Annotated in this window: 8 protein-coding genes; all 8 read left to right on the top strand. The window is 68.2% G+C overall.

Annotated features, from left to right (window positions below):
- The first annotated feature begins 69 nt into the window (after positions 1-69).
- The 8 genes from ACFWBT_RS22790 to ACFWBT_RS22755 all read left to right on the top strand — a co-directional run bounded on the left by ACFWBT_RS22790 (position 70) and on the right by ACFWBT_RS22755 (position 10,548).
- The gene (locus ACFWBT_RS22790) at positions 70-4,158 is read left to right on the top strand and encodes a DUF6531 domain-containing protein (RefSeq protein ID WP_385703184.1); all 4,089 of its coding nucleotides are present in this window, start codon (positions 70-72) and stop codon (positions 4,156-4,158) included.
- 12 nt (positions 4,159-4,170) lie between these two features.
- Entirely contained in the window at positions 4,171-4,911 is a 741-nt protein-coding gene (locus ACFWBT_RS22785; protein WP_385703181.1) for a hypothetical protein, read from the top strand.
- A complete protein-coding gene (locus ACFWBT_RS22780; RefSeq protein ID WP_385703178.1) occupies positions 4,904-5,290 on the top strand; it encodes a hypothetical protein in 387 nt (128 codons plus the stop codon). The genes ACFWBT_RS22785 and ACFWBT_RS22780 overlap by 8 nt, the downstream gene beginning before the upstream one ends.
- A gap of 399 nt (positions 5,291-5,689) precedes the next feature.
- Positions 5,690-6,415, top strand: a complete 726-nt coding sequence (locus ACFWBT_RS22775) for a hypothetical protein (RefSeq protein WP_385703175.1) — start codon at positions 5,690-5,692, stop codon at positions 6,413-6,415.
- Between the two features lie 20 nt (positions 6,416-6,435).
- Positions 6,436-7,296 (top strand): hypothetical protein, encoded by an 861-nt coding sequence (locus tag ACFWBT_RS22770; RefSeq protein WP_385703172.1) that lies wholly within the window; start codon positions 6,436-6,438, stop codon positions 7,294-7,296.
- Positions 7,293-8,603 carry a CpaF family protein gene (locus ACFWBT_RS22765; protein WP_266761501.1) on the top strand — a complete coding sequence of 437 codons (1,311 nt, stop codon included), beginning with the start codon at positions 7,293-7,295 and terminating at the stop codon, positions 8,601-8,603. Before ACFWBT_RS22770 ends, ACFWBT_RS22765 begins: the two co-directional genes overlap by 4 nt.
- A 95-nt stretch (positions 8,604-8,698) precedes the next feature.
- Positions 8,699-9,628, top strand: coding sequence for a type II secretion system F family protein (locus ACFWBT_RS22760; protein WP_385703190.1), 930 nt, complete (start codon positions 8,699-8,701; stop codon positions 9,626-9,628).
- On the top strand, positions 9,625-10,548 hold the full coding sequence (locus ACFWBT_RS22755; protein ID WP_385703169.1) for a type II secretion system F family protein: 924 nt from the start codon (positions 9,625-9,627) through the stop codon (positions 10,546-10,548). Before ACFWBT_RS22760 ends, ACFWBT_RS22755 begins: the two co-directional genes overlap by 4 nt.
- Positions 10,549-10,589 lie beyond the last annotated feature (41 nt).

Raw genomic sequence — 10,589 nt, 5'->3', positions numbered from 1 at the left:
GCGAAGGTGCGGGCCGCGACGCGGGACGCGCAGCATGCGAAGTCGGCGCAGGACTCGGCTCAGTCGGATGTGACGAACGCGAACAGTGCGCTGGATGCGGCGAAGAAGATGGCGGCTGATGCCCGCAAGATGCGGGAGGAGGCGGCGCGGGACGCGAAGTCGAAGATCGATGAGGCTTCGGATGCGGGTATTCGCAATCGGAAGTGGTGGGAGGAGGTCGGGGACTGGTTCTCCGACAACTGGGACACCATCGTCACGGTCTGCAAGGTCGTCGTCGCGGTCGTAGGCATCATCGCGATGATCATCGGGGGGCCGATCCTCGGCGCGATCGTGCTGATCGCCGCCCTGGTGGTTCTCGCGGACACGCTCAACAAGTATCGCAAAGGCCAGGCCGGTCTGCTGGACGTCGCTTTCGCCGCGATGGACTGCATACCCGGCGGCAAAGGCATAACCAGCCTCGGCAAGCTGGCCAAGGGCATGAGAACCCTCGGCAAGGGTGGCCTCAAGGCCATGGCCAAGGGTTTCGGGAAGGGCCTGAGGAGAGAGGCTGACGACACCGTCGCCAGAAGCAAGCCCGCCAAGGGTCGTTGCGAGGGCGGCGATCCGGTCGACATGGTGTCCGGCGAGATGTTCATGGAACACACCGACGTCCAACTGCCGGCTCTGCTCCCCCTGGTACTCCGCCGTACGCACGTGTCGACCTACACCTCGGGACAATGGTTCGGTCCGTCCTGGGCCTCGACGTTGGACGAGCGGCTCGAGCTCGACAGTGAAGGTGCGCTCTTCGCCACCGAGGACGGCATGATCCTGGTCTACCCGGTTCCTGCCCCCGGGACGTCGGTGATGCCGGTCGAGGGGCCTCGTTGGCCGCTGGACTGGGACGGCGAGCCCGGCGCTCCCCTGCGTGTCACGGATCCCCAGACCGGTCATGTCCGGCATTTCGCACCGGGTTCCCGGCCGCTGGCCGCCGAGCAGGCGTTCACGCTTCCCCTGGCTGCCGTGTCGGACCGAAACGATCACCGCATCGACATCGACCGCGATCCTTACGGAACGCCCGTCGCCGTGCGTCACTCCGGCGGGTACCACGTGCACGTCGACACGGACGGAGGGCGCGTCGTCAGGCTGCGCCTGAGGGACGCGCAGGCGGGACCCGAAGGTACGACCCTTCTCGACTTCGGCTACGCGGACGGCAATCTCACCGAGATCTACAACTCCAGCGGCCTGCCCTACCGGCTCGCCTATGACGACCGGGCGCGCATCACCTCCTGGACCGACCGGACCGGGTCCTGGTATCGCTACCACTACGACGAGCAGGACCGCTGCGTACGTGGTGAGGGCGCGGACGGCTTCCTCGACTGCACGATCGCCCATGACGCGGAGGCCCGGGAGACGCGGTTCACCAACTCGCTCGGGCACACAACGCGCCACCGTCACAACGAGCTTCTCCAGCGCACGGAAGTCACCGATCCGCTCGGTCGTACCGTGCGTACGGATTGGGATCGCCACAACCGGCAGTTGTCCCGGACCGACGCGCTGGGCCACCGCACCTCCTTCGCGTACGATCCGCGCGGCAACCTCGCCACCATCACGCGGCCCGACGGGCGACGGACCTCCATGCGGTACGACGAACTGGACCTGCCCATCCAGGTTGTGGAAGCGGACGGGGCCGTTTGGCAGCAGACCTTCGACGCCCGGGGCAACCGTCTCAGCGTCACCGACCCGGCCGGGAACACGCGGCGGTACCTCTACGACGAGCAGGGGCGACGGACGGGCTCGGTCGACGCCCTGGGGCATGTCAGCCGTACGACCTGCGATCCCCTGGGCTTGTCGATCGCCGAAACGGATGCGCTCGGACACACGTCCCACGTGGAGCGGGACAGCTTCGGCCGAATCGTCCGTGCCGTCGACGCCGATGGCAATGTCGAGCTGATGGGGTGGACGGTCGAAGGTGCTCCCGCCTGGCGGACAGCGGCCGACGGGAGTCAGGAGCGCTGGGTATGGGACGGCGAGGGTCACCTGACCGCTCACATCGACGCGGCGGGAAACCGGTCCACGGCGCAGACGGGGCATTTCCATCAGCCCGTCGCCCGGACCGACCCGATGGGGGCGGAGCACCGGTTCACCTACGACACGGAGGTGAACCTGATCAAGGTGACGAGCCCACAGGGTTTGACCTGGGATTACGTCTACGACGAGACCAATCGGCTCACCGCCGAGACGGACTTCGAAGGCCGCACACTGACGTATACCTACGACGCGGCAGGACGGCTGGCATCCCGTACCAACGGTGCTGGGGAACGAGTCGCACTCACGCGGAACGACCTTGGTCGCGTGGTCGAGGAACGGAGCGCCCACGGAGTCGCCTCCTTCACCTATGACCCGATGGGACGTCTCCGTAGAGCCGCGAACGACGACAGTGTGCTGGAGCGCGCGTACGACGCCGTCGGACGTCTGCTGACGGAGTCGATCGATGGTGCCGAGACCGCGTACAGGTTCGACGCGATGGGCCGCCGCATCGAACGCCGCACCCCCAGTGGGATTGTCTCCACCTGGACCTACGACGCGGTGGGCCGGCCTGAAACGCTGAACGCGGGCGGACATCATCTGGACTTCGGCTTTGACGCCCTCGGCCGGGAACTGAATCGCGGATTCGGGTCCGGAGCCGGCCTCACGCAGACGTGGAACGCGGTGGGGCGGCTCACCAGCCAGTCCATCCTCGGCCTTGAGCCGAGGGCCGAGGTGCCGAGTCTGCAGCGAGCGTTCAGTTATCGCGCTGACGGCCTGCCTTCAGGTATCGATGATCTGACCACAGGGCAGCGCGCGTTCGACATGGATCGCGACGGGCGGGTCACCGCCGTCCGCGCACAGGACTGGACCGAGACCTATACGTACGACGGCCTGGGCAACATCCAGGGCTCGTCGACAGCCACGGACACTCCGAGGCCGACTGCGAGGGAGTACAGCGGGAACAGGCTCGTCCGGTCCGGGCGTACGACCTATGAGTACGACCGGCAGGGGCGGCCGGTTCGCACGGTGAAGCGGTTGCTCAACGGGCAGAGGCGGGTTGCGGCCTTCACCTGGGACGCGGAGGACAGACTCACCGCGACGGTCACACCCGAGGGCACCACGTGGCGCTACCGCTACGACCCCGCGGGACGGCGCTGTGGCAAGGTGCGGCTGGCTTCCGACGGGTCGGTGGCGGAGGAGATCCGATTCACCTGGGACGGCACCCGGGTCGCGGAACAGGTGGACCGAGACGGACACGCCACATCGTGGGACTACTTCTCCGGCACCCATCGACCGCTGACACAGCTCGACCATCGACTCTCCGCCCAGCCTTCCGGCGGTGAGTCCGGTGATCAGGGCGTGCCGGGTCTCCGGTTCCACGTGGTGGTCACGGACACGGTGGGGTCGCCCACCGAACTCGTGGATGAGCGAGGCGAGTTGGCTTGGCAGCAGCGAACCGCCCTGTGGGGTGGGCCGCTGCCCTCCCTGATGTCCGTCGCCGGCTCGGGGACGGACGTGGACTGCCCGCTGAGGTTTCCGGGACAGTACGCCGATCAGGAGACCGGCTGGCACTACAACTACGCGCGGTACTACGACCCGGAGAACGCGCGCTACGTCACACCGGACCCGCTGGGACTCGCTCCAGGCCCCAACCACTACGCCTACGTCTCGCACCCCTTCTTCTTCACCGATCCGCTGGGCCTGATCCGTAATCCGGCGACCGGCCGCTATGCCGTGGATCCGAATGCACCCGCGACCAGCCACAATCGCTCCTCGGAATATCCGCACTCGTACTGGGACTCCACGCACGAGGACATGGTCACGCGATTCACGGACGAGGGGCGCTCGGCTGGAGGTTGGCCCATGGACAGGAACGGCAACCGAATACCCAGGGACCAGCTCACGTGGCGCAACAATGCCGGTGAAATAATTCCCGGCGACTCGACCATTCTCACCTACGACCACAACCCGCGAGTCGTGGAGCATTACAATCAAACCGGCTACAACACCAGTTATGCGGAGCGTGAGACTTGGTACAATAACACAACTGATATGGAGCCGATGACGCGGGCGGACAATGGCCGCGACGGTCAGCGCGCACCGAGGTATCGGCAGGATACCGGACCGAATTATTCATGCAGAGGCGCTTAAAGAGAGGGATCGATGGATCCGGCTGCTATTGTCTCAGGTTTTCCGGGTGTCCAGGAGTTCCCGGAAGTGTCGAACGCTTGGCATTGGTCACCCGTGCCGGGGCTCGACTTTGCCGCGGTGCTCAGCGAGGATCGCCGACACCTGTTTCAGGTGAACGCGCGGGACTCCTACGACGAGGGTCTGGTCCGGTCGCTTCTGTTGGCGGCGCGGGAGAGCGAATCCCTCATTCTGTCGGGAGACGCCTTTCTGAATTCGGTCCCCGGGTTCCGGAATCCTGGCAGCGCGTTCGATGTCCTTGCTGCCGCGCGTCCGGGAGTGCACCGGTATCACGAAGTGCAGCAACCGGAGCTCCAGGAAGTAACCTGGGCGGTATTTCCCGGGTATGAGTGCGAATTCGCGAAGCCCGACAGGTACTCGCTGGAGGATGCCCGGGAGAGCTTCATCCGGTTTCTCAGGCCGGCCGATCTTCGGCGCTCGCCGACACCGTTCCTGCGGGTACGGTACGACAACACGGTGACCAAAGGCGGGACCGATGGGCCGGACGGTGTCCTGGTCGTACCGGGAACTCTGTACCGTGAACTCGAACTGCTCGACGGCGCCCCCGGAAGTTTTGTCGAGTTCGAGAATTTCCGCGGACAGGTGTTCCGGGTGGATTGGGACGGGAGCTGGATTCTCTCCGGGGGAGGGGTGGAAACTCGTCGTGTCGGGCTCGATGGGCTGCTCGAGTTCGCGGCAGAGGTCCTGAATGGCTGAGGCCCGCCTGCGAGTCACCGATGAAACCGGTGGAACCTGGGACGACCCCACGGAGGCCCAGGTTCAGCGCCTTTACGCCGGGTTGAATCTGAGGTGCAGGTTCCTCGTCCTGGATCGGCTCGACGTACCCGATGGCGGCCGGACCTACCTCCAGATCGCCCTCAACGACGACCGGACGATGGTGGTCGAGTGCAGAGAGGGAGGGCCCGATGCGCACTATCGGGCCGAAGTGCCCTTCACGGCCGAACATGGCGGTGATGATCTCGTCGTGCCCGTGCTGCGCGGCTGGGCCTCTCGTCGTGCGGGATGGCGCGGTGCCTTGCCCTGGGTGCGGTGGGACGTCGAGAGGGAAGCTCCGTGGAACGAGTCCCGGGGCTGACGCCCCGTCCCCCGTGTGGCTGAAAGCACACCCCGTCCTGTCTCGCCCGTGAACCACTCGTGCACGCATCGTGCGCAGTCCGTGACGATTGGTCGGGGGCGGGCCGGTGGGGGATTCGCTGCCGCACAGTTCGGTGGGCCCGGAGATCACCGGGCTCAACAGGGAACCGAGCGCCTTCCGTTGCACGTCGGTAACGTCGAGTCCGGTGTGCTTCAGGGGTCTTGACGCGCCTTGAGGGGCTTATGTGCGGCTGATACGGTGCCATGGCTTGACACTCGCTCCAGCGCTGGCTATTCGGCCAGGTCGCGCGGTACGTCCCGTAAAGGGATGCGGGGGTGAAGTGTCCTGTTTGGCGCATGAATTGACAGACATTTTCTTGGGTGTACGGGGAGCGGTTGCGTGAAGATCCAAGAGCGTACGGGGGCGGGCAACAACCGTTCCGCCACGTCGGCTCACCCGGCGATGGGTGAGCGTCTTCCCACGCCGCCTCGCGAGCGCAAACCCGCGCTGGCCGCTCTCGCGGTGCTCCTCATCCTCGTCGGCGCGCTGGGCGCCACCATGCTGGTGCTGCGCGCCGGGGACCGCATCGAGGTCGTGAAGGTGACGAGTGACATCCAGGCCGGTGAGTCCGTGGGCGGTCACGTGACCTCCGTGCTGGTCGCGGACGACCCCTCCATCAACTACGTCCTGTGGCAGCAGCGCGAAAAGCTCAAGTCGTTCAAGGCCAAGTCCCCGATCTACGAGGGGACCATCGTCATCGGCGACATGTTCACCAAAGGCACCACCGTTCCCGCCGGCAAGGCCTCCGTGGGCGTCTCCCTCAAGGAGGGCCAGTACCCCGCGGGCATCAAGTCCGGTGACACGGTGGCCGTCTACCGCGTCGGCGCGAGCGGATCCAGCGGCAGCCGCGGTTCGTCGAGTTCCTCCGGTTCGAGCTCGTCGAGCGCGGACGACGCTCTCATCGTCGACCGGGCGAAGGTCAGTCACGTCCAGGGCCAGAAGGACAGCACGATCAGCAGCACCAATCTGCCTGTCACCCTCATCGTGGACAGCGGTCAGGCGGCGTCCGTCGCCGACGCCGCCTCGGCCGGTCAGGTCGCCCTCGTCATCGTCCCCGGCAACTAGAGGCGAGTGAGTAGACAGACATGGCGCTCATCGCCCTCGCCGCAGACAAGGGTTCCCCCGGAGTCACCACCGCCGCCGTGGCACTCTCGGCGGTCTGGCCCCGCAGGGTCCTGCTCGCCGAGACCGACCCGGCGGGCGGCGACCTCGTGTACCGCAGCGCGGCGGCCCACGGTGGCCCGCTGAACCCCAACACCGGCATGCTGTCGATTGCTGCGACCGCCCGCCGCGGACTCGTGCCCGACCAACTCTGGGACCACGTCCAGCCGTTGAGCGGCGGACTCGAAGTCCTCGTCGGGCTCGGGATGGCCGAGCAGGCCGCCGGTCTCGCCGGACTCTGGCCCACCCTGGGCCGGGCGTTCGCGCAGCTCGCCGACTCCCCGAACGCGCCCGCCGACGTCATCGCCGACTGCGGGCGCATCAGCGGGGACACCCCGGCCGTCGAACTCTTCCCGCACGCCGCCCTGGTGCTGCTGCTCGCCCGTACCGAACCCGAGGCCATCGCGCGCGTCCGCGACCGGGCCGCCGCGCTCTCCGCCAAGCTGCACGGCGGCCCGCGCGGCGCCGCCGGTCTCGCCACACCGTTCATCGGCGTCATCCTCATCGCCGACCCGGGCGACTCCGCCAAGCTCGTCCACCAGGTCAACGACATGCTCGTGGCGGCCCAGACCGGTGCCCGCGTCGTGGGCACGCTCGCCGACGACCGCGCGGGCGCCGACCAGTTGGCCGGACGCAGGCGCGGCCGCCTCGACAAGTCGCTGCTGATCCGCTCGGCCCGCAAGGTGGCCGCGGATCTGTACCAGCAGTACGGCGCCGCCTGGTCCGTACCCGCCGACGGACCCCACGGGGTGCACGGGCAGCCCGCTGCCGGAGCCGGCCGATGACCGCCGTCGACCACCAGTTGGTCAAGCGGTTCCGGCAGGACGCCGGTGACCGTATCGCCGAGCAGCGTCGCGAGGACCAGGTCCGCGGCGTCACCCCGATGTCGAGCGAGGACGAGCGGCACTACGCCCGCGCCGTCATCGCGCAGATACTCGAGGACCACGCCCGCACCGAGATCAACCTCGGCCGGACCCCGCTCGACGCGGAGACCGAGGAGCAGTACGCGGCCGCCGTGCACGCCGCGCTCTTCGGCGTCGGCCGGCTCCAGCCGCTGCTGGACGACCCGGAAGTCGAGAACATCGACATCAACGGGTACGACCAGGTCTTCATCGGCTACGCGGACGGCCGGGAGACGAAGGGGGACTCCGTCGCCGAGAACGACGAGGAACTCGTCGAGCTGATCCAGGTTCTCGGCGCGTACTCGGGTCTGTCGTCCCGGCCCTTCGACTCCGCCAACCCGCAGCTCGACCTGCGGCTGCCGGACGGTTCCCGGCTCTCCGCCGTCATGGACGTGACCCGCCGGCCTGCCCTGTCGATCCGCCGGGCGCGCATGGGCAAGGTCTTCATGTCCGACCTGGTGGGCAACGGCACCCTGACCCCCGAGGTCGCCCACTTCCTGGCCTGCGCCGTACGGGCCCGCAAGAACATCATGATCGCGGGAGCCACCAACGCGGGCAAGACGACGCTGCTGCGCGCCCTCGCCAACGAGATTCCGACGCACGAGCGGCTCGTCACCGTCGAACGCGCCCTGGAACTCGGCCTCGACACCTTCGCCGACCTGCACCCGAACGTGGTGGCCTTCGAGGAGCGCCTGCCCAACTCGGAGGGCCAAGGTGCCATCACCATGGCCGAGTTGGTCCGTCGGTCGCTCCGTATGAATCCCTCCCGCGTCATCGTCGGCGAGGTCCTCGGCGACGAGATCGTGACGATGCTCAACGCGATGTCGCAGGGCAACGACGGCTCGCTCTCCACGATCCACGCGAACAGCTCCAGCGAGGTCTTCAACCGCATTTCCACGTACGCGCTCCAGGCGACCGAGCGACTGCCCATCGAGGCCAGCCAGATGCTCATCGCGGGCGCGGTGAACTTCGTCGTCTTCATCCAGCGCCGCAACGAGTACGAGTCCGGTGGCCGCCTCCAGCGCATGGTGACCTCCGTGCGCGAGGTCAACGGCGTCGACGGGCGTGTGCTGTCCAGCGAGGTGTTCGCCGAGGCCCCGGACGGCCGGATCGTCCCGCACGCGCCCATCGCCTGCCTCGACGATCTCGTCGCGCAGGGCTACCGGCTGCCCGGCAGCGGGAATTGGTGATGACGATGACCCAGGACATGACGCCCGTGATGCCGGACATGACGCCCGCGACGCCGGGCACGACCTCGCTCGCGGCGCTCGACTCGCTCGGTTCCATGGGCGGGCTGTTCTCCACGACCGTGCTGTACGCGCTCGCGTGCGGTGTCGCCGTCGGCGGTGGCCTCGCGCTGCTCACGGTCGCCGTACGCGGACTGCCCGCCAAACCCGAGCACGAGAAGCAGAAGGCGAGCGAACGCGCCGGCGAACTGCTCCGCTTCGCCGGACAGCGCGGCTCGATCGCCGCGATCGCGGGTCTCGTCGTCCTCCTCCTGACCCGCTGGGCCGTCGCCGGTATCGCGGCCGGCATCCTCGTCTTCTTCTGGGACAAGCTCTTCGGCGGCGCCTCGGAGGAGCGGGCCGCGATGCGCCGCGTGGAGGCGCTGGCGTCCTGGACCGAGTCGCTGCGGGACACCATCGCGGGCGCGGTCGGCCTGGAGCAGGCCATCCCCGCCTCGGCGCGCGCCTCGGCTCCCGTGCTGCGGCCGCATCTCGACGCGCTGGTGGACCGGCTGCGTTCCCGCACGCCGCTGCCCGAGGCCCTGCAGCACCTGGCCGACGAGATCGACGACGCCTCCGCGGACATCATCGTGGCCGCGCTCATCCTCAACGCTCGCCTCCGCGGCCCCGGTCTGCGTCAAGTGCTGGGCGCCCTGGCCAAGTCGGCGCGCGAGGAGGTCGACATGCGGCAGCGCGTGATGGCCCAGCGCGCCTCGACCCGGCGCTCCGTGCAGATCGTCGTCGCGGTCTCCATCGCCTTCGTCCTCGGGCTGTCGATCTTCAACCGCGAGTTCGTCGAGCCGTACGGCACGGCGGTCGGTCAGCTCGTACTCGCCTGTGTGTGCGGGCTGTTCGCCCTCGGATTCTGGTGGCTGCGCAAGCTGTCCACGATCGAGACTCCGGAGCGGTTCCTGGTCCGGGACGAGTCGTCCGTGCAGTTCGTGCGCCCCCGTACGCCGGTTCCTGGTGATGAGGCGGTACGCCGATGAACCTGACCATGCCGATCGTGATCGGCGCCGTCCTGGGCCTGGGCGTCTACGCCCTCGTCCGCGCGCTCATGCCGTCGAGGCGCAGCGCTGTCGCGCAGGTCGCGCGCATCGACGCGATGCGGGCGCGCGGGGCGGCGTACGAGTCCGCCCACCACGGGCAGCAGGACACCGGGCGGCTCGGCAGCCTGCGCGCCCAAGTGGGCACGCGCGTCGCCGACTTCTATCTCCAGCAGGGCTGGGAGCTGCGGTCGCTCCGGGCCGATCTGGCGGTTCTGGACCGGAGCTGGGAGAGGTTCCTCGCGACGAAGGTGCTGCTGGCCGCGGCCGGTGTCTTCTTCGGCCCGCTCCTCTTCGCCGTCGTCTGGACGCTCGGCGTCGGCCGCAGCCCGATCATCCCGGTCTGGCTGGCGCTGCTCTTCGCGGTCGTGTTCTTCTTCCTCCCCGATGTGGAGGTCCGGCGGGACGCGGTGGACAAGCGGCGCGACCTGCGGCGGGTGATCGGCGCGTATCTGGACCTGGTGTCGATGAGTCTGGCGGGCGGCCGGGGTCTGCCCGAGGCGCTGATGGCCGCCGCCGAGATCTCCGACGGCTGGGCCACGCAGCGCATCCGCAACGCGCTCGCCGACGCCCGTATCACCGGCATCAGCCAGTGGCAGGCGCTCGGTTCGCTCGGCGAGGAGCTGGGCGTCGAGGAGCTCAAGGATCTGTCCGCCTCCCTGGCGCTGGTCGCGGACGACGGCGCCAAGGTGCGCGAGTCGCTCGCCTCGCGCGCCGAGACGATGCGCCACCGCGAGCTCTCCGAGATCGAGGGCAGCGCGGGCGAGAAGTCGCAGTCGATGCTGGTCGCCCAACTGCTGCTGTGCGCGGGCTTCCTGGTCTTCCTGATCTTCCCGGCGGCGATGCGCGTGTTCCAGGTCTGAGCATCCGCGATGCCCGAAGCGACACGCATCCCACCACTATC

Source organism: Streptomyces sp. NPDC060027 (genome assembly GCF_042737005.1).
In the GTDB taxonomy this organism is placed as follows: Bacteria; Actinomycetota; Actinomycetes; order Streptomycetales; family Streptomycetaceae; genus Streptomyces.
Note: the sequence above shows the minus strand (reverse complement) of the source record. Positions and strands in the feature narration are given on the sequence as shown.